Here is a 19,615-nt window from a genome sequence, read left to right as displayed (position 1 = left end):
ACGACAGGTGGGTAATGGAACCGCAATCCCTCGTCGGACTCCTGCGCTCGCGGGTGTCCGAGACCCCCGACGCGACCGCCCTGCTCGCGGACGGCGTACGGCTGAGCTACGCCGACCTGGACCGGGCCGCCGACCGGGCCGCCGACCGCCTCGCCGCGGCCGGCGTACGCCCGGGTGACCTGACGGGACTGCTCGTCGAACGGGACGCGGAGACGGTCGTCTGGCTGCTGGCGATCCTCAGACGCGGCGCCGCCTACGTACCCCTGGACCCCGACTACCCGCGGGACAGGACCCGGTTCATCGCCGAGGACGCCCGGCTCACCCGCATCGTCGGAGCGCGCTCCACCGCCGAGCGCGTCGGGCTCGCGCACCACCGCCTCATCGACCCGGCGGCGCCGGCGGCCGATCCCGTGGCCACCGCCGGCCACGGAACCGTGCCGGCGCCGACCGCCGACAGCCCGGCCTACGTCATCTACACCAGCGGCTCGACCGGCAGGCCCAAGGGCTGTGTGATCACGCACGGCAACATCCTCGCGCTGCTGGACGCGGCCCTGCCCCTGTTCGCCTTCACGGCCGACGACCGATGGGCGGTCTTCCACTCCCTGTGCTTCGACTTCTCGGTCTGGGAGCTGTGGGGCGCCTTCGCGACCGGTGCGACCGCGGTCGTCGTCCCCTGGCGTACCGTCGTGCTCTCCGCCGAGCTCATCGACTTCCTGCGGGAGCGGCGGATCACCGTCCTGAACCAGGTGCCGTCGGTCTTCCGCTACACCGTCCAGGCCCACGCCGAGCACGGTCGTCCCCGACTCCCGCTGCGCTACGTCGTCCTCGGCGGGGAGAGCGTGCACCTCGACGTCGTCAGGGACTTCGTCGCCGGAACCGGGCCGCGCGGCCCGGAGGTGGTCAACATGTACGGGATCACGGAGAACACCGTGCACTCCACGTTCAAGGTGCTCGACGCCGACACGCTCCGGTCGGGCTCCGCCTCGCCCATCGGCCGGCCGCTCCCGCACGTCGGCGCCCACGTCCTCGACGCCGAGCGGACGCCGGTGACGGACGGCACGACGGGAGAGCTGTGGCTGTCCGGGGCCGGCGTGTCCGTCGGATACCTCCACCGTGACGACCTCACCAAGGAGCGGTTCGCCGAGTTGCCCCTCGGGCCGGGCTCCGAAGCCGTGCGCTGCTATCGCACGGGAGACCTCGTACGGCGGCTGCCCGGCGGCGAGCTCGCCTACGTGGGCCGCGACGACGACCAGGTCAAGATCCGCGGATTCCGGATCGAGTTGCGTGAGATCGAGACCGTCCTCGGCTCGCACCCCGACGTCCTCGACGCCGCCGTCTGCGTGGTGGACACCGCTCTCGGGCCGGCCCTCGGCGCCTGCGTGGTGGGCGCGGACACCTCTTCGGGCGCATCGTCCGACGCGTCCGGCGCACTCGCCCGGTCGGTCAGGGAGCTGCTGACGGCTTCGCTCCCGGCCTACATGGTGCCTCGCATGTACGTGACGGCCGACCGGCTGCCCCTGACACCGTCGGGGAAGCTCGACCGGGCGGCCGTGGCAGAGCTCTTTCACGCATCGGGCCTGCGCAGCACGTAGATCCGCGGCTCCAGCTTGCCGATCATGTGGTAGACGCCCCACAAGGCGTTGGCGAGTTCGACGCGGTAGTCGGTGTCGCCGAGCTCGGCACGCAGCTGCTCGGGCTGTCGCAGCAGCCGCGCCACGTACAGGAGCTGGTCGGAGGTGGTACGGGTGCCGTCCTCCTCCAGTGCCTCGTACCACTCCGAGGAGATGGGGTCCATCGATGCGACGACGAGGCCGGACCCCGCCACACGCCGCTCGAAGTCGTCGCTCGACATGCGCTCGGGCACGACCGCCAGGTCGGCGTAGAGGTGGGCGGTCTCGCGCGGCTCGAGCCGGTCGGTCGCGTAGCTCTGGTAGAAGAGGACGTGCCCGCCCGGCCTGAGTACGCGGTGGCATTCGGCGAGTGCCTTGTCGGCGTCCACGACCTGGAAGAACATGTCCCGGCAGAAGACGAGGTCGAACTCGCCGTCGGACGCCGGGATGTCCTCCATCACGCCCGGCCTTATCGACACCCGGGCTCCCCGCGGGTGCCCGGCGACGGCGGCACGGGCACGGGCGTTGTTGCTCTCGACGGGGTCGACCGAAACGGCGCGGCACCCCGCCAGTTCGGCGAGCCGGAGCGAATACCACGCGTCCCGGCCGCCGATGTCGAGCACGACGTCGTCGGGCCCGATCCCCAACTCGCCGACCATGGCGAACAACGAACCGGGCGGCCGCGGGTCGCGGCTGCGGTTGAGCGCCCTGTCGATCGCGTCGTTGTCGTCGGGGCTGTACATCTCGTGGATGGTGATCGGGTCCGTGCGCTTCACAGTGATGACCCCTCCCAGGGTGTGTCCCGTGGACCGAGCGGCGCCTCGCTACGGGCCCGGTGCGGGTCGCCAGTCGACGACCGCGCGCAACGGGAGCTCGGACTCCAGCGGGAAGAAGTGACCGCCGGCGTACTCCTGCGCCGCGAAACCGGAATCCGTGTGGTCGCGCCAGGCCGCTACCTTCTCCCTCGTGACCGCCGGATCCAGCGTGCCGCCCTGCGCCAGGATCGGGGACGCGATCCTGCCCGCCCCGCAGGCGCCGAAGGCGTCGAGATACCGGGTGCTGGCGCGGCAGTCCGCACTCAGCGAGGGCAGCACGACAGCCGCCACCTTCTCGCCGAGCGGGCCGCTGAAGTTCAGTCCGCCGAGGTTGCGGAGCGCCTCGGCGATCTCCATGGGTTCCATCTCGTCGAAACGCACGGCCTGCGGCAGGTGCGGGGCGGCGCAGGCCGCGACCGCCAGCAGCGCCGGAGCGGGCGCGTGTCCGCGGTCCAGCCTCCGCGCCGTCTCCAGCGCCACCAGGGCCCCGAAGCTGTGCCCGTACAGGGCGTAGTCGTCGGCCCCCTCCTCGGCGATGGCGTCGGCGAGGAGCGCGGCCATCTCCACGATGTCATCGAGGCAGGGTTCGTCGAGCCGGTCCTCGCGACCCGGCAGCTGCGCCACCCGCAGGCTCCCGCGCAGCGGTGAGCGTGCGAAGGGCATCAGGAAGCTCCGCGCCCCCGTGCCGGCGGCCGGTACGCAGTACACCGTGCGGCTCGGTGGAACCACTGCGTCCGCCCCGCCCGCGGCCGTGCGAAAGCCCCTGAAGGCGATGCGGTGCGCGAGAGCGCGGTCTCCGTTCACGAGATACCCCCGTGGCCCATGACGACGCCCGGACGGAGGGCCGCTACCGGCGCGGGGCCCGGGCGGCGGCCTGGCGCACACTCAAGGGCGTGATGTCGCTCCACACCCTCTCTATGTGGTCCAGCACCTGGGACTTCGTGCCCCGGACGCCCACGGTCGTCCAGCCCGCCGGCGCGGGCCGGCCCACGGGCCAGATCGAGTACTGCTCCTCGTGGTTGACCACCACGTCGTAGACGAGGTCCGCCTCGACGTCTCCGTCACCGTCACCGAAGGACGCGTCGACCGGCATGTTCACGAGCCTCCTGATGGCCGCGACCCGGAACGGGTGTCGTGGGTCAAGTCCTCTGACAGGTGGGGGCGTTCCTCCAGGTCACCGTCGACGGCCGGCGTCGGCAGCTCGTCGACCGGCGCGTCGGGACGCGCCAGACCGCCCGTGAGCAGCGTCAGCAAGGAGTGCTGCCACTCCTGTGCCGAGTCCCGGTCGAACCGGTCGGCGGCGTACTCGAACTCGCCGGCCAGTCCGTCGGCGTGCTGTCGGACGGTCCAGGTCAGCGCGGCCTTCGCGGTCCGCTGGTGGACGAACTGCTCGGCGACGTCCAGGCCTTCGATGACACCCCAGTCGTCCAACGGTGTGGACTGCATCCCGAACATGGCGTGGAACAGCGGTCGCTGTCCGCCGCCACGCCGCGGCAGGCCTTCCACCATGTCGGCCAGCGGCAGCTCCTGGTGGGTCAGCGCCTCCGCCAGCGCCTCGTCGGTGCGCGCGATCAGCTCACGGAAGCGCATGCCCTCGGCGAAGCGCATCCGCAGCGGGACCGTGTTGACCAGGTAGCCGATCACGTCCTCGGTGCCCTGCCGGTCCCGGCAGGCCACCGGCACCCCGACCACCACCTCGTCGACGCCGCCGGTGCGGCGCAGCGTCGCGAGGAAGGCCGCGAGCAGCACGGTGAAGGCGGTGGTCCCGCAGGCGCGGGCGACACGCTCGACAGCGGTCGGATCGATCGCGTCGGACGGCAGCCGGAGGGCGAACCCCTCGGTGCCGGGGCGTCCGCCGGCCGTGCGCGGAGTTCCCGGTTCGAGGGCCGGCAGGTCCCCGGCGAGCCGTGCGCGCCAGTAGGCCCGTTGTCCGTCCGCCTCCGCGCCGCGCAGCCAGCGCTCCTGCCAGGCGGAGTAGTCGGCGTACTGGGTGGTCGGCTCGGGCAGCGGCCGGCCGGTGTAGAGCGCGGCGAACTCACGCCAGAACACGGCCAGGGACCAGGCGTCGAACACCGCGTGGTGCACGTTGAGCAGCCACAGGTGCTCCTCGGCGCCGACGCGGTAGCAGACCGACCGCAGCAGCGGGCCCTCGCTCAGACGGAACGGGCGCCCGGCCTCCTCCTCGGCCCGGCGGGCCGCCTCGTCGGCGTCGGCGACGGCGGCCACCACCGTACGCACCGGACCCGCGGGCCGGATGCGCTGCCAGACCTTGCCGTCCTGTTCCTCCAGCACGGTACGCAGGGCCTCGTGACGGGCGACGATCCCGGTCAGCGCGGCGTCCAGGCGGTCGAGGTCGAGTGGGCCTCTGATCCGGTAGCCGACCGGTACCGAGTAGGTCGGCGCTCCCCGGTGCACGCGGTCCAGGAACCACAGGGCCGCCTGCCCGCGTGAGGCGAGGCACCGGTCGCCGCGGTCCTGCGACGCCACGACCGCCGTGTCCGGTGCGCCCAGCCCGTGCGCCCGCTTCACCAGGGCCGCGATCCCGGCCACGTGCGGAGCCGCCCGCAGCTGCGCGAACGACAGCGTCACACCCGTCACCTCGGCGACCCGGCTGAGCAGTCGCAGCCCCCGCAGCGAGTCGCCGCCCGCCGCGAAGAAGTCCTCGTCACGAGGGGCGGGCGGGCCGTCGAGCACGTCACCGACGAGGGTGGCGACGACGCGCTCCAGCGTCGTCATCCCGGCCCGGCCGGTGCGGCCGGCCCGCGCGGGCGCGACCGGCGGGAGCGCCGAGCGGGCCACCTTGCCGTTCAGCGGCGAACGCGGGATGCGCTCCAGCAGCACGATGGTGTGGGGCACCATCGCCTCGGGCAGCCGGCCGGCGAGGTCGGCGCGGATCGCCGCCTCGGACACCCCGTCCTCGGCCTCCACGTAGGCGACGAGACGCGACCCGGAAGGCGGGTCGTCGACGGTGACGACGACCGCGTCCCTGACCCCGGGGCAGCGGTGCACGGCACTCTCCACCTGGCCGGGTTCGACGCGTTGCCCGCGCACCTTGACCTGGCGGTCCGAGCGTCCGAGGAACAGGAGCGTCCCGTCGCCGCGCCGGCTGCCGCGGTCGCCGGTGCGGTACATGCGCGCGCCCGGCGGGCCCTGGGGATCGGGCAGGAAGCGATCGGCGGTGGCGGCCGGGGCGGCATGGTAGCCACGGGCCAGGGGCGGGCCGGCGAGCCAGATGTCTCCCGGCGTACCGTCCGGCACCGGTCGCAGATCGCTGTCGAGGATGTGGAACACGGCCCCCGCGAACGGGCGGCCGATGGGCACCAGCGCGTAGTCGGAGCGGTCGGTGCCGGACAGGTCCTCGTCCGGACGGTGCAGCGCCACGCTGATGGTGGCCTCGGTCGGGCCGTAGTCGGAGACCCAGTCGATGGCCTGCGCCCCGGGGATCCGTGCCCAGGCGGCGAGTTTGTCGACGAGGATCTTGTCGCCGCCGATGAACACGGTGCGCAGGGACGCGGGCAGCCGGACCAGTCCGGCCGTCAGATCGTCCACCCACTGGTGCCAGTAGGCGCTGGGCAGGCTCACCATGGTCACCGCGAGACGGTCGACGAGGTCGGTGAACTCCCGGCTGGTGAAGTGGCGTTGCTCGGGCATCACGACAGCCGCGCCGGCGGCCCACGCGGGCATGATTTCCTCCAGTGCGGCGTCGAAGGCGATCGCCGTGGACTGCAGGACCCGGTCGCTGGGTCCCAGCTTGAGCTCGTCCCGGAGGGACACGGCGTGGTGGGCGAAGCTGGCGTGCGCGACGGCGACGGGCTTGGGCTTGCCGGTGGAGCCCGAGGTGAAGACACAGTAGGCGAGGTTCGCCGGGTCGACGGCGGGCGTCGGAGCGCTGTCCGGCCCGCTGGAGAGGTCGACCTGGTCCAGGTCCACCACGGGTACGCCCACGGGAGTCACGGCGGTCGATCCGTCGCGGACGAGGAGGCACGCTCCGGCGTCGGTGAGCATCGTCTCGGCGGCGCTGCGGGGGAGCGACGGATCGACGGGCATGTACACACCGCCGGCCTTCCACACCGCCAGCATCGTCACCAGCAGGTGTGACGACGGCCCCATGACGACGCCGACCAGGCGCTCGGGCCCGGCACCGCCGGCGACCAGCAGGTGGGCGAGTCGGTTGGCCCGTTCGTCGAGCTCGCGGTAGGTGAGGGTGCCGCCGTTCCCGGCGACCGCGACGGCATGGGGTGTCAGCGAAGCCTGCGCCTCGACCAGGTGATGCACGCAGGGACCGGGCATGAATCTCCTACCTCTGGAACGGGCGGTACGGGTGTGGCCAGGGGAACGAGAGCGCTCACTGGTCCGGGATCAGAAATAGGACCGCAGTCCACCGCGCCGTCGCACGTCGACCGTCGCGCAGTGGAAGGAACCGCCGAAGCTGTTGAAGTTCCGGAAGGGGCACGGGATCGCGGCCATGCCCCAGCTCTCGGCGAGGCGGCGCATCGGCTCGTCCCGCGCCTCCACGACCATGCGCTCCTCGTCGATCATGAGCACGTTCATGTTGATCCACTTGCTGGTCATGTACAGCGGGTGGCCGTCGGGGATCACCGGCTGCGGGGCCGTGCGCACCTCCCAGTCCTTGAAGATCTCCGGCACCTGAGGCACCCGGTCCGGATGGATCAGCAGCTTGCCCGGGGCCAGCGGCATCAGGCTCGCGTCGATGTGCATGGGGTGGTCGTCGGCCAGCGTCAGCTCATGCACCTGGTACGCCTCGCCCAGGTGCCGGCGGACCCACTCGATGCCCATCGCGTTGGTGACGTGGCTGCGTTGGGCGAAGATGTCACGGCCGCACCGGATGAAGTCGGCCGCGTCGAACGTGGGCTCGAACTCGGTGATCACCGAGCGGAACGGCTCCCCCTCCGGCTGCTCGGTCCAGCCGGCGACGTACAGCTCGTCGGCGAGCTCGGGCTTGGGCGGCGAGCTCCACCGGGCACCCTGCTGGAAGTATTCCTTGAGGAGGGGCCGGTAGGCCGACGCCGCGTGGTGGCGCGAACGCCAGGCCATCGGCGCCTCGATGACGTCGTCCCCGACGACCAGCAGCAGGTCCCGGGGCATCGCGTCGTACAGGCCCGTGCTCGACCAGCCCGGCGCACCGTAGGACTGTCCGTGGTCCCGCGGCTCGGGCCGGCGGACCTTGACACCCTCGCCGGCCAGGATGTCGACCAGTTGGTCGAGCTCGTCGCGGGCGGCCGCGACGCGGTCGGCGGGGAAGGGCTGCCCGGCACGCTCCTGGAACACGGCCCGCTGTTCCGGCGAGAGCGGTGCGCCGACCGCGACGTGCCACGGAGGGAAGCGCGCACCGTCGACGATGCCGACGATCACTTCCTCCAGTGGGTCCCACTCGTTGTGGGCGCTGACGGGGCACTGGGCCGAGGCCTCGGACTCACTCACTTCGCGTCCTTCGCTGGTCGGTGTCAAGGATGCTGTCGGACCGCGCTCAGGGCACCCGGCCGCCCGCGGCGGAACGTGGGCCCACCTCAGGCCCCCCGGTCCATGAGGGCGCGCAGGCTCGCCGGACGCATGTCCGTCCAGAGTTCGTCGATCCGGTCCAGGCAGGCGGACCGCGCGGCCGGTTCGCCGACCGGTTCCCAGCCCGACGGGATCTCCCGGCCCGCGGGCCAGACGGAGTACTGCTGTTCGTGGTTGCGCACGATGGTGCAGAGGTCGTCGGCTTCTGACATGGCTGCCCTCCGTCGTCGGTTCTGATCACGCGCGTGGCCCGGCGGCCCGGCTCCGCAGAGCGAGGACCGGCAGGCCGGCGTCCGCGCGCCGTCGCTCAACGTGCCTCCGGCTCACCGGCTGTCGGCCCGAACGCCGGCGCCCCGGCCACGCGGTGGACGTCCAGGAAGCCGACCATCGCCGGCACCGGCGACACGACGCGCCCCTCCGCGCCGAACGACTCCTCGTACTGCTCGGCGACCCGCGGCAGCCGGCTCCAGTGCGTGGCCGGGCGCAGATGGTGCTCCTGGTGGTAACCGTCGTTGAAGGTCAGCACGTTGTACAGGCGGCCGTAGTGGCTGACCGAGTTCGCGTACCGGCTCTCGGGGTGGGCGCCGTAGTGCCGGTAGTAGTTCTGGACGTTGACCAGGGTGAAGGCCACCGCGATCGCGGGCAGGTAGCAGATCAGGAGCCACTGCCAGGACAGCACGGCGAGCAGAGCGATCAGCGCGAGGTGAGCGAGGCGGTCGGCCTGCACCTGGCGCAACTCGGCCTTGCGGCGCCCGGGGTTGCGGGTGGCGAGCTCCTGCAGCAGCGTCTCGTCCGCGCCGACCCGGCAGCCCCGCCGCAGAGCGGCGATCGTACCGGCGAACTCGCGGACCGATCCGGCGAGACTGAAGGCCAGGTACCGCCACAGCGGCGCGTGCCCGTCGTCCCGGCTGTAGCGGAAGGTGGAGGTCACGTCGCGCGTCGTGCCGTCCGCGCCCTTGCGGTCGTTGTTGTAGCGGTGGTGGTTGCGTACGTGGCTGAGGTGGTACGCCTGCACCGACTGTGCGATGTTCGCCGAATTGATCAGGGACATCACCGCGTTGAGGCGCGACGAGACGAACCAGGGCTTGTGCACGAACAGGTGCGACACGATGATCACGCTGTACGACACCATGAACGTCACGAGCGCGAACGAACCCGACCACGGCCAGAGCCCGGTGGGGCCGGCCGCGGCGAGCGCGATCGTGACCGAGAACTGAGCGATGCTGAACAGAACCAGGACGGCGTCGACCGGGCCGTGCCGGAACACCCGGGGCTGTCGCGTTTCCATGAGACTGACACCTCTGCTCGTCGTGTGCGCCGAAATGCATGCGCGTCAACGCACCCGGGTCCCTACCGTCGGTTCACGACCACACGAGCGCGCGAGCCGAAGACCCCGGAGGCACACGTGTCCGCACGGCAGATCCGGCCACGCGACGCGCCCTGATCGCGAGGCTCCGCGGAACTCCGATGACTTCGGTTACTGGTGTGGCGTGCACCGTCGGGTCGCCGTCCCGGTGGATGACGTCCCGTTCCCCGGGCGGTGATCCGATCACGCCCCGGTGTTCTCTCGAAATCGGCCAGATCTGTCCGGTGGAAACTCATGAAAGACGCCCGGGACGGAGCACGCGCCAAGCGGGTCTTTCGGCAGCAGTGAGTTGACAGGCGATCGCAAAACCGCATTCAACAGCGTCGGTCGCAAAAAGGTCAAGACCCCGATTACGGCGCAACGTCGGGGCTTGATCCGCGAAGGCGAGTCCCGTCATCCGTTGATCGCCGGCAAGGCGGTGTGATCACCGGCAGGACGCTCACTCCGCATGGTCGTCCGACGGCCGTGCGGCACCTCTTGACAGTGCAATTCCCGATGGAAAATACTGTCGGCCATCCATGGTGAGGAGAGGCCGGACACTCAAGTCCTCCTGGGGCCCGGATAATCGCCCCCTCCCCAACCGCCGTCGACAGTGACCATTTCTATCTGCTGAAGCACGAAGCCGAGCTGGTCGCCGACATCGTGGAGCGGCTGTCCACCTCCGGTGGGACAGCGAGCTCGTCCCTGGTGACCACGACGTGGCGCAGTGCTGGTGAGTCTTCGCGTTCAGGATTCGCAGCGGGAGGGACAAGACTGTGGCCAGCGCTGATCGCGCCGAACGGTATCGGTTCTCGCCGGACATCCTCGCGGCGGTCCGTGCCGCGTCGCGTCCGGACAACTGGCACGGACCACTCGAAGTGGTCGAACACTGGTTGTGGATCTCCGCGTGGTGCGCGGCGTCGGTGCTCGCGTTCCAACGCGCCCCGCTCTGGGCCGCCGTCCTGGTGTACATCGTCGCGGTGTTCTTCGTCGGCGGGCGTCAGCGCGCCCTCGCCGGCGTGCTGCACATGGCCACCCACCGCGCGTTCATGGCGAACCACCGCGCAGGCAACGTCATCGGCGCGCTGCTCGGCGGATACCCGGTGCTCCAGAGCTTCACCGGCTACCGGGCCTCGCACCTCGGCGAGCACCACGGCCGGCTGGGCGATCCGGACCGGGACCCCGACTACAAGCAGTACCAGGACAACGCGCTGTGCGGGGACAACCTCAGCCGGGCCGCGCTGCGACGGTACCTGTGGACGGCCGTGAGCCCACCCGCCACCGCGTCGTACATCCTCTACCTGCTGCGGCACCGGATCGTGGCGAAGGGCGAGCGGACGTCCGAGCGGTGGCTGCGGGGCGCCGTCCTCGCCGCGGTGCTGGCGTGGGCGGTGCTCGGCGGCTGGTGGCCCTGGCTGCTGCTGCTCTGGTTCGTGCCCCTGGTCACCACGCAGGTGTGGATCGGCGCCGTCGCCGAGCTCATGGAACACTTCCCGTTGATCGAGACCGCCCCGCGCATGGACATCTACATGTCCTGGAACCGGGTGTACGGCCTCGGGACGCGCTTCCTGCTCGGGGAGAAGGACGGCGAGGGCTTCCACCTGGTCCACCACCTGTTCCCGCGGACACCGATGTGGCGGCTGCGGGAGGTCGACGCGATCCTGCGGCGCGACCCGGTGTACGCGGCCCTGCCCCGCCTGGACGGCGTGCTCGGCGGCATGGGGCAGATCTACTGGTCCCTGCCCTCCGCCGGCCGCGGGGCGGCGGGAGCGGCCCCGACCACCCCGGTGCCCGAGACGTGAGCGTCCGGGACGCCGCGCCGGCGGTCGTCCGCACGGCCGGCGCGGCCACCGACCGAGATCACCGTTGACACCAGCCGCACCACTCACGAACGCGGGGGAACGCGATGACTTCCGGTGCCGACGTGGACCACGCCCGAACCCAGCCCCCGGCGGTGCCGCTCGCGCCCACGGGGCTGGTGCCGGCGTCGGTGGGGCAGGAGGGGCTGTGGTTCGTCGACCAGCTCGACGGCGGCTCGACGCAGTACTCGATGGTGTTCGCCTTCCGCCTCCGTGGAGACCTGGTCGTGTCCGCCCTGGAGTGGGCGGTGAACCAGGTGGTGGCCCGGCACGGGGCGCTGCGCACGACCCTCGTCGAGGTGGACGGAACGCCGCTGCAGAGGATCGCCGACGAACTGCCCGTGCGCTGGGTCGTCGAGAACGTGTCAGGTCAGGACGGACTGCGACGGCGGCTGCTGCTGGAGGAGGAGCACGTCTTCGACCTGGAGGCGGGGCCCCTGTTCAGGACCGGTCTGCTGAGGCTGGCCGAGCGTGAGCACGTGCTGCTGCTGTCGGTGCACCACGCGGTCTTCGACGGTCGTTCGCTCGACGTCCTGATGGACGAGCTGCGCGAGTTCTACGCGTCGGCGATCGACGACCGAGCGCCGGCCGTGGAACCCTCGGTGGGACAGTACGCGCAGTTCGCGGTGTCTGAGCGGCGGTGGCTGCGGACCGACGAGTGCCGCGAACAGCTGGAGTTCTGGCGCCGCACGCTGGACGGTGCCGAGCCGCTGAGGCTGCCGGCCGACCGACCGCGGCCGGCGGTCGCCTCGGTCGCCGGCGACCTGGTCCCGTTCGAGGTGGACCAGGAGGTCACCGCCGGTCTGGACCGTCTGCTGGCCCGGGAGCGTGTCACGCCGTTCATGTTCCTGCTCGCCGTGCACCACGTGGCGTTCGCGCGCGCCTCCGGGCAGCGGGACGGCGTCGTGGGCAGTCCGATGGCGAGCCGGCGCGGAGCGGGGATGCAGGAGGCCATCGGTTATTTCGTGAACATGGTGCCGCTGCGGATCGATTCGAGGGACGCGCGCAGTTTCCGGGACCTGTTGCGGCGGGTGCGGGGCGTGTCGCTGGATGCGTATGAGAACCAGGAATATCAGTTCGCACAGCTGGTGGCCCATCTGGGATCGGGACGGGGCGGAAGCCGGACGGAATTGTTCGAAAATGCTCTGGCACTGGAATACGGATCAACGGATCCGGACGGGTGGCCCGGTCTCGAGATCGAATCCCTGGATACCGGGGGAGTCACGGCGAAATTCGATGCGTTGTTCTCGATCTGGTCGGCGGGCCACGGCTTCAAGGGAGAGATCAGTTTCCGCACCGCCGTGTTCGACCGGTCCACCATCGAGTCGCTCGCTGAGGATTTCGTGGCCATTCTGACCCGGGCCGTCGAGAATCCGGACGTGGATCTGGACGAGCTGCTGGGCCCGTCCGCCGAGCGGCCGAAGGGGCTGGACGCGCCGGCGGCCGGGGGACCGGCCGACATCCACGACACCACCTCACGGTCGCCCGGCCGGCCGGGCGACCGCAGGCCGCCGCGCAACCCCCGGGAAGAGCTCCTGTGCGGGTTGTTCGCCGAGGTGCTGCGGGTCGAGGAGGTCGGGATCGACGACGACTTCTTCGACCTGGGCGGACATTCGCTGCTGGCGGGACGCCTGGCGTCGCGGGTGCGGTCGGTTCTGGGCGTGGAACTGGCGATGCAGTGGTTGTTCGAGTCTCCGACGGTGGCGGGTCTGGCCGGGCGGCTGGACGACGGGGCGTCCGACTCACTGGCCGCTCTCCTGCCGCTGCGCGCGGACGGGGACCTCGACCCCGTCTTCTTCCTTCCTCCGATCGGTGGGCTGAGCTGGTCCTACGCGAGATTCCTGCCGTACATCCCGAAGGGACACCCGGTGTACGGCCTGCAGGCCACCGGGTTCGCCGGGGAGGCCGGCCGGCCTGGCTCGGTGGGGGAACTCGCCGGGACGTATCTCGAACTGATCCGGGGAGTGTGTCCCCAGGGCCCGTACTCCCTGATGGGGTGGTCCTTCGGTGGCGTCGTCGCGCAGGAGATCGCCGTGATGTCGCAGGCCGCCGGGATCGACGTCCGCAACCTGGTGCTCCTCGACGCCGTCCCGGCGGTGCGCGGGACCACGGTGCGCGAGGGGCTGTCCGAGGAGGAGACCGAGGCCATCGTGGAATCGATCCACGGGTCCGGCGGCGGGGCGTCCGGCGAACTGGCGGAGTCGGTGTTCCGCGAGCTCTCGGAGATCGCGGCCCACTGCCTCGGCCTCCTGCGGGCCCACAGCTCGCGGGTGTACGGCGGGAGCGCGGTGAGCTTCGAGACCGCGGAGACGGGACCGGAGCGCGACCGGGTCCGGGTCCGCTGGTCCGATCTCACCGGCCGCGGCGTCGAGACCCACGTGCTGGACTGCGCGCACGAGGACGTCATGGACGCCGCGGTGGTCCGACGGACGGGACCCGTCATCGCGGAGGCCATGAAGTGAGCGGCGTGCCCGGTCCCCCGTAGGCCGCCTGACGCACGGCTCGGGCCGGGCGGCAGGGCGGACCCGGACGGGCGGGATCCGGCACCGTCACCGACGGTGACCGTTTCTGATCGGTTCCGACCGCTCCTCCACCCTTCCGGAGCGAACGCTTCACCGGCTTATCGGCCTGTCGTACGAGGCCTCATACCAGAGCGGGACGTTGTCCGAGGGACTTTGGCAACTGCCCACCACACACGATGTGCGGGCGACTACTGTCAGTGTCCGTCGGGCGACGCAGGGCCGGATCACCCGGTCCGCTCGGCCGACACCGCGATGGCGCGTGCCCGCGTGGCGTCGCGTGTCCGCGTGGCGTCCGGCACCACGCGCGAGCACCCAGGCCCGACGGACCAGTACGAGGACACCGATGTCTCACCTCCGCGCCCCGGTCGCGCGAGCAGACCGCCGTGAGGGCGGGCGGCACGGCCGGCCGGCCTCCCGCAACGCCCCCGCGCTGCCCGAGACCCACATACGGCCCCAACTCCTGCGTCTCGCCGTGCTGCCGCCCGTGGCGGTCGCCCTCAGCGCCTGCGCGGCCGTCCTGTTCACCATCCGGTCCACCGGCGTCCGGCCCGGCCTCGGCCTGTGGGGCGTGCTCGCCGGTGCGGTCTCCGTGGCCCTCGTGGCCGTCGTCGTCGCCGCCGTCGCCGCCGACCGCGCCGCGCGGTCCGTGTACGAACGCGTCGGCGCCCTGCGCCGCAGCACCGCACGTGGGGAGGGCGAACTGCGGGCCGTGGTCGAGGCGTTGCGCCGTGGCGAGACTCCGCCCCAGCGCAAGTCCCGGGGCGGACCACCGGAGGACGCCGACGACTTCGAACTGCTCGCCGCCGACCTGTCCCGCGCCCACGAGGGCGCCGTCACCGCCGTGCTCCGGGCCGCCCAGCTCTCCAGCCAGACGGGCAGCGAACAGAAGCTGGAAGTCTTCGTCAACCTCGCCCGGCGACTCCAGTCACTGGTGCACCGCGAGATCTCCATCCTGGACGAGATGGAGAACGAGATCGAGGACCCCGACCTGCTGAAGGGCCTCTTCCACGTCGACCACCTCGCCACCCGCATCCGCCGCCACGCCGAGAACCTCGCCGTGCTCGGCGGTGCCGTCTCGCGTCGGCAGTGGAGCAACCCCGTCGACATGACCGAGGTGCTCCGCTCGGCCATCGCCGAGGTCGAGCAGTACTCGCGCGTCCGGCTGGTCCCGCCGATCGACGGCACCCTGCGCGGACACGCCGTCGCCGACGTCATCCACCTGCTGGCCGAACTCGTCGAGAACGCCACGCTGTTCTCCGCCCCGCAGACCCAGGTGCTGATGCGCGCCAACCTCGTCACCTCGGGCCTCGCCGTCGAGGTCGAGGACCGCGGACTCGGCATGCCCGTCGGGGAGCAGAGCCGGATGAACGCCCTGCTCGCCGACCCCGACCAGGTCAACGTCGCCCGTCTGCTCGCGGACGGCCGCATCGGGCTGTACGTCGTCTCCCAGCTCGCCAAGCGGCACGGCATCACCGTGCGCCTGCAGAGCAACATCTACGGCGGTGTCCAGGCCGTACTGGTCGTGCCGCAGGCCCTGTTGGGCACCGAGCCGGGGGCCGCGGGCCGGCCGCCGGAGACAGCGGAAGCCGGGGCGACGCCGGTACCACCGCCCCCGCCGCAGTCGCACCCCGCGGTGCCTCCGGCTCCCGTGGCATCCGGCGTCCACCGGGGTGAGCCCGTGCCGCTGCCCGTGCGCGGCACCCACGAGGACCGGCCCACCCCGGCGGCCGCCGCACCGGGCGTCCGGGCCGACGACCGGGCCGTCCTCGCGGAGCACACGGCCACACCGCCCGTGCCGCGCCACAGCGCCGTGCGCGGCACGATGGGCAAGCCCCACCTGCCCCGCCGCCGTGCCCAGGAGCACATCGCACCCCAACTGCGCGGTGGCCCCGCGCCCCGCCAGGAACCCGAGCACCACGCGGGCCACGACCCGGGCCTGATGGCGGCCTTCCAACGCGGCATCGGCCTCGCGGAGGCCCAGCAGCACGAGGAAGCGAGCCCGGTGGAACCGGACCGCAGGGGGCCGGACCCCGTGGCGCCGACGTTCGCGGACGCGGCCCGCGCGGAACCGACGTTCGCGGAGCCGGTCCGCACGGAGCCGGCCCGCGCGGAACCGACGCACGCGGAACCGACGCACGCGGAACCGGCGTACACGGAGTCGACCGGCGCGGAACTGATGCCCACGGAGCGGGACTTCGCGGAGCCGACCCGTACGGGCCCGGCGTTCGCGGAGTCGGTCCGCGCAGAGCCGGTGTTCGCGGAGTCGGCCGGTGCGGAAGTGTCCCGCGCGGAGCGGGACTTCGCGGAGCCGACCCGTACGGGCCCGGCGTTCGCGGAGCCGGTCCGCGCAGAACCGGCGTTCGCGGAGCCGACCCGCGCAGAACCGGCCGGCACCGCACTGGCCAGCACCGCACCGGCCGGCTCCGCACCCGCCCGCACCGAACCGGCCCCCCTGGCGCCGACCCTCCTGCAGTCGGCCCCCACCGGGCCGGGCCGCCCGGAGGCGCCGCGCCGGGAGCCGACCCACGGGGAACCGTCCGGATGACCGACCGCGCGGCCGTCCCCGGCTCCCTCCCCGCCCTCACCACCACCACGACCAGCGCTCCCGCAGACCTTCGTACCCCAAGGAGTCGATCCACCATGGCGAGCGATGCGCCGACCGGCCAAGTGTCCGACCTCGACTGGCTGATGAGCGGCCTCGTGCAGCGCGTGCCGCACACGAGCAGCGCGGTGCTGCTGTCCTGCGACGGACTGGTGAAGTCCGTGCACGGGCTCGACGCCGACAGCGCCGACCACATGGCGGCCCTGGCCTCCGGCCTGTACTCCCTCGGCCGCAGCGCCGGAGTCCGCTTCGGCGACGGCGGGGACGTACGCCAGGTCGTCGTCGAACTCGACTCGACCCTCCTCTTCGTCACCACGGCCGGCTCCGGCACCTGTCTCGCCGTGCTGGCGGGCCGGGAGGCCGACGCCGCCGTACTCGGGTACGAGATGGCGATGCTCGTCAAGAGCGTGCGCCCCTACCTGGTCACCGCACCCCGGCAGCACGCCGTCGAGCCCCCGGCGATGAGGCCTTGAGGGTGGCCGCGGTCGGCGACGGCCCCTGGCTCGACGACGCGGCCGGTCGGCTGGTGCGCCCCTTCACCGTCAGCAACGGCCGTACCCGGCCCACCGTCGCGCTCGACCTGATGTCCCAGGTGATGGCCACCGGGGCGACCCCCCTCGGCTATCTCGGTCCCGAGCACGCGCAGGCACTCGACCTGTGCCGGGCGCCCCTCCCGGTCGCCGAGCTCGCCGCCCGTCTCAGGCTTCCGGTGGCGGTCACCAAGGTGCTGCTGTCGGACCTCGTCGACTGCGGCGCGCTGACCACCAAACCCCCCGCCGCGTTCCACCACGACCCCACGGACCGGGCCCTTCTGGAGGCAGTGCTCGATGGACTACGACGACAGCTCTGACTACGGCCACGGATCCGTCCCGGGATCCGGCCACGACACCGGCGACCCCTTCCCCACCGCGCTGAAGATCCTCGTGGCGGGCGGGTTCGGAGTGGGCAAGACGACCTTCGTCGGCGCGGTCAGCGAGATCGCCCCGCTGAGCACGGAGGAACTGCTCACCACGGTCAGCGCCGCGACCGACAGCCTCGACGGAATCGAGAACAAGCTGGAAACGACCGTGGCCATGGACTTCGGCCGCATCACCCTCGACCCGGAACACGTGCTGTACCTGTTCGGGACGCCCGGCCAGGAACGGTTCTGGTTCATGTGGGACGAGCTGTGCGAGGGCGCGCTCGGAGCGGTGATCATCGCCGACACCCGGCGGCTCGAGGAGTCCTTCGCCGCCGTCGACTTCTTCGAGGAACGCGGACTCGGCTTCATCGTCGCGATCAACGAGTTCGACGGCGCGTACCGCTACGACCCCGAGGAGGTGCGCGCGGCCATGGATCTCCACCCCGAGATCCCGATCGTGTGCTGCGACGCCCGGATCTCCAGTTCCGGCGTACAGACGCTGCTCACCCTCGTACGCCACCTGATCGCCCACACCCCGGCCCCCACGACGGGGTTCGGCGCACACCGGTGACGCCCAGGCACACCCAGGTGACCCCCGCCCACACCGCCACGGAGCCGCACATGACGCACGCCCACAGCGACGGAGCCGGCCGATGAGCTACGACCCGCCGCGCCCGGTCGGACGTCTCCTGCTCACCCCCGAGGACCGGGAGGCACCCGCCCGGGTGCGACGGCTGCGCCGGCTCGGACTGGCGGAGCGCCCGGACCCCGCCCTCGACGTCTTCGCGGCCCACCTCGCCCACCTCGCCGAGGCGCCGTACGCGATGGTCAACTTCCTCGTCGAGAACGGGCAGTTCTTCGCGGGCCTGCGGGTCCCCGAGACCGCGCCGGTGACGCGCGGGGACGGCACCAGCCCCGAATTCGGCCGGGTCCAGCCCCGCGACCACGGTTTCTGTCCCCACGTGGTGGTCCGGCGCAAGGCGCTGGTCCTGGAGGACGTGCGCGACTATCCGCGTTTCGCGGGCAACCCGGTCGTCGACGAGTTCGGCATCCGCTCCTACCTCGGCGCTCCGCTCATCGACAGCACGGGGACGGTGCTCGGCACGGTGTCCGCGGCCGACGTGCGGCCACGGGTCTGGGGCAGGGCGGGCCTGGCGACGATCAAGTCGACGGCGGCCGACCTCGTGCGCCGCATCGAACGCAGCGCGGAGGACGGGCTCCCGCTGTGAGCCGCCGGGCGCCGGAACGCGGGGCGTGAAGGAAAGCTGCGACCGGGCTTAAGAAAGGCTCGATGGACCCGGGACGGTGTCCTACGGCAGATTGCTCTGCGATTCACCTCCCCCTCCCGGACGCGGGCTGCTTCGGCATGCCCGGTGCCGGGACCTCACCCGTCAGGAGCCGTAGCGTTGAAGGCGCTGGTCAAGGAGAAGGCGGAGCCCGGGCTCCGGCTCGTGGACGTCCCCGAGCCCGCCATCGGACCCGGTGACGTGCTCATCAAGGTGCTGCGCACCGGTATCTGCGGCACCGACCTGCACATCCGGGCCTGGGACGGCTGGGCGCAGCAGGCCATCCGCACCCCCCTCGTCGTCGGGCACGAGTTCGTCGGCGAGGTCGTGGAGACCGGCCGGGACGTCACCGACATCAGGACCGGCGACCGGGTCAGCGGCGAGGGGCACCTGGTGTGCGGCAAGTGCCGCAACTGCCTGGCCGGACGGCGCCACCTGTGCCGCGCCACCGTCGGACTCGGCGTCGGCCGGGACGGGGCGTTCGCCGAGTACGTCGCCCTGCCCGCCGCCAACGTCTGGGTGCACCGCGTCCCCGTCGACCTCGACATCGCCGCGATCTTCGACCCGTTCGGCAACGCCGTGCACACCGCCCTGTCCTTCCCGCTGGTCGGCGAGGACGTCCTCATCACCGGCGCCGGGCCGATCGGCCTGATGGCCGCCGCCGTGGCCCGGCACGCGGGCGCCCGCAACGTCGTCATCACCGACGTGAGCGAGGAACGCCTGGACCTCGCCCGCAAGGTCGGCGTGAGTCTCGCCCTCGACGTGTCGAAGGCGACCATCGCCGACGGACAGCGCGAACTCGGCCTGCGCGAGGGCTTCGACGTCGGCCTGGAGATGTCCGGCCGCCCCGAGGCGATGCGCGACATGATCACCAACATGACGCACGGCGGCCGCATCGCGATGCTCGGCCTGCCCTCCGAGGAGTTCCCCGTCGACTGGGCCCGGATCGTCACCTCGATGATCACCGTCAAGGGCATCTACGGCCGCGAGATGTTCGAGACCTGGTACGCCATGTCGGTGCTGCTCGAAGGAGGCCTCGACCTCGCCCCCGTGATCACCGGCCGCTACGGCCACCGCGACTTCGAGGCGGCCTTCGCCGACGCCGCGAGCGGCAAGGGCGGCAAGGTCATCCTCGACTGGACCGCGTAAGTCATC

The 19,615-nt window shown here is 71.9% G+C and carries 15 protein-coding genes and 1 pseudogene; 9 read left to right on the top strand and 7 right to left on the bottom strand.

Features of this window, described 5'->3' with window-relative positions:
- Window positions 1-14 precede the first annotated feature (14 nt).
- A complete protein-coding gene (locus KUM32_RS34865) occupies window positions 15-1,592 on the top strand; it encodes an amino acid adenylation domain-containing protein (RefSeq protein WP_217145919.1) in 1,578 nt (525 codons plus the stop codon).
- Here KUM32_RS34865 and KUM32_RS34860 read toward each other — a convergent pair.
- The 7 genes from KUM32_RS34860 to KUM32_RS34830 all read right to left on the bottom strand — a co-directional run bounded on the left by KUM32_RS34860 (window position 1,565) and on the right by KUM32_RS34830 (window position 9,233).
- Window positions 1,565-2,386 carry a class I SAM-dependent methyltransferase gene (locus KUM32_RS34860; protein ID WP_217145918.1) on the bottom strand — a complete coding sequence of 274 codons (822 nt, stop codon included), beginning with the start codon at window positions 2,384-2,386 and terminating at the stop codon, window positions 1,565-1,567. The genes KUM32_RS34865 and KUM32_RS34860 overlap by 28 nt on opposite strands.
- Before the next feature lie 48 nt (window positions 2,387-2,434).
- Window positions 2,435-3,133, bottom strand: a complete 699-nt coding sequence (locus tag KUM32_RS34855) for an alpha/beta fold hydrolase (protein ID WP_308408798.1) — start codon at window positions 3,131-3,133, stop codon at window positions 2,435-2,437.
- A 139-nt stretch (window positions 3,134-3,272) separates the two neighbouring features.
- Complete coding sequence (locus KUM32_RS34850; protein ID WP_217145916.1) at window positions 3,273-3,518, bottom strand: MbtH family protein; 246 nt, start codon at window positions 3,516-3,518, stop codon at window positions 3,273-3,275.
- A 2-nt stretch (window positions 3,519-3,520) separates the two neighbouring features.
- Window positions 3,521-6,715 (bottom strand): non-ribosomal peptide synthetase, encoded by a 3,195-nt coding sequence (locus KUM32_RS34845; protein WP_217145915.1) that lies wholly within the window; start codon window positions 6,713-6,715, stop codon window positions 3,521-3,523.
- A gap of 69 nt (window positions 6,716-6,784) precedes the next feature.
- Window positions 6,785-7,867, bottom strand: a complete 1,083-nt coding sequence (locus KUM32_RS34840) for an amidinotransferase (protein ID WP_308408795.1) — start codon at window positions 7,865-7,867, stop codon at window positions 6,785-6,787.
- An 86-nt stretch (window positions 7,868-7,953) separates the two neighbouring features.
- Window positions 7,954-8,157 (bottom strand): MbtH family NRPS accessory protein, encoded by a 204-nt coding sequence (locus KUM32_RS34835; RefSeq protein WP_217145914.1) that lies wholly within the window; start codon window positions 8,155-8,157, stop codon window positions 7,954-7,956.
- A 95-nt stretch (window positions 8,158-8,252) separates the two neighbouring features.
- Complete coding sequence (locus KUM32_RS34830; RefSeq protein ID WP_217145913.1) at window positions 8,253-9,233, bottom strand: fatty acid desaturase; 981 nt, start codon at window positions 9,231-9,233, stop codon at window positions 8,253-8,255.
- An 833-nt stretch (window positions 9,234-10,066) separates the two neighbouring features.
- Between KUM32_RS34830 and KUM32_RS34825 the strand changes: the two genes are divergently transcribed.
- The 8 genes and pseudogenes from KUM32_RS34825 to tdh all read left to right on the top strand — a co-directional run bounded on the left by KUM32_RS34825 (window position 10,067) and on the right by tdh (window position 19,609).
- Window positions 10,067-11,092: a fatty acid desaturase gene (locus KUM32_RS34825; protein WP_217145912.1), complete on the top strand. Its 1,026-nt coding sequence runs from the start codon at window positions 10,067-10,069 to the stop codon at window positions 11,090-11,092.
- Window positions 11,093-11,214: 122 nt separating this feature from the next.
- On the top strand, window positions 11,215-13,611 hold the full coding sequence (locus KUM32_RS34820; RefSeq protein ID WP_217145911.1) for a condensation domain-containing protein: 2,397 nt from the start codon (window positions 11,215-11,217) through the stop codon (window positions 13,609-13,611).
- A gap of 403 nt (window positions 13,612-14,014) precedes the next feature.
- Window positions 14,015-15,709 (top strand): annotated as a pseudogene (locus KUM32_RS34815) (ATP-binding protein); the annotation flags it as partial.
- Between the two features lie 602 nt (window positions 15,710-16,311).
- Window positions 16,312-16,746: a roadblock/LC7 domain-containing protein gene (locus KUM32_RS34810; RefSeq protein WP_064730860.1), complete on the top strand. Its 435-nt coding sequence runs from the start codon at window positions 16,312-16,314 to the stop codon at window positions 16,744-16,746.
- A 2-nt stretch (window positions 16,747-16,748) separates the two neighbouring features.
- On the top strand, window positions 16,749-17,123 hold the full coding sequence (locus KUM32_RS34805) for a DUF742 domain-containing protein (RefSeq protein ID WP_217145910.1): 375 nt from the start codon (window positions 16,749-16,751) through the stop codon (window positions 17,121-17,123).
- Complete coding sequence (locus KUM32_RS34800; RefSeq protein ID WP_217145909.1) at window positions 17,101-17,745, top strand: ATP/GTP-binding protein; 645 nt, start codon at window positions 17,101-17,103, stop codon at window positions 17,743-17,745. The genes KUM32_RS34805 and KUM32_RS34800 overlap by 23 nt, the downstream gene beginning before the upstream one ends.
- 82 nt (window positions 17,746-17,827) lie before the next feature.
- Window positions 17,828-18,403 carry a GAF domain-containing protein gene (locus KUM32_RS34795; protein WP_217145908.1) on the top strand — a complete coding sequence of 192 codons (576 nt, stop codon included), beginning with the start codon at window positions 17,828-17,830 and terminating at the stop codon, window positions 18,401-18,403.
- Window positions 18,404-18,580: 177 nt separating this feature from the next.
- Window positions 18,581-19,609, top strand: coding sequence for an L-threonine 3-dehydrogenase (gene tdh / locus KUM32_RS34790; protein ID WP_217145907.1), 1,029 nt, complete (start codon window positions 18,581-18,583; stop codon window positions 19,607-19,609).
- Window positions 19,610-19,615 lie beyond the last annotated feature (6 nt).

The sequence above is a fragment of the Streptomyces sp. AC627_RSS907 genome (assembly GCF_019049165.1).
The sequence above is the reverse complement of the archived record's forward strand: the minus strand, read 5'-3'. Positions and strand labels throughout refer to the sequence as shown.

Coding starts and splice junctions, on each gene's coding strand:
- KUM32_RS34865 (WP_217145919.1), top strand. CDS start 15: ATGGAACCGCAATCCCTCGTCGGACTCCTGCGCTCGCGGGTGTCCGAG.
- KUM32_RS34850 (WP_217145916.1), bottom strand. CDS start 3,518: ATGCCGGTCGACGCGTCCTTCGGTGACGGTGACGGAGACGTCGAGGCG.
- KUM32_RS34845 (WP_217145915.1), bottom strand. CDS start 6,715: ATGCCCGGTCCCTGCGTGCATCACCTGGTCGAGGCGCAGGCTTCGCTG.
- KUM32_RS34835 (WP_217145914.1), bottom strand. CDS start 8,157: ATGTCAGAAGCCGACGACCTCTGCACCATCGTGCGCAACCACGAACAG.
- KUM32_RS34830 (WP_217145913.1), bottom strand. CDS start 9,233: ATGGAAACGCGACAGCCCCGGGTGTTCCGGCACGGCCCGGTCGACGCC.
- KUM32_RS34810 (WP_064730860.1), top strand. CDS start 16,312: ATGGCGAGCGATGCGCCGACCGGCCAAGTGTCCGACCTCGACTGGCTG.
- KUM32_RS34800 (WP_217145909.1), top strand. CDS start 17,101: ATGGACTACGACGACAGCTCTGACTACGGCCACGGATCCGTCCCGGGA.
- KUM32_RS34795 (WP_217145908.1), top strand. CDS start 17,828: ATGAGCTACGACCCGCCGCGCCCGGTCGGACGTCTCCTGCTCACCCCC.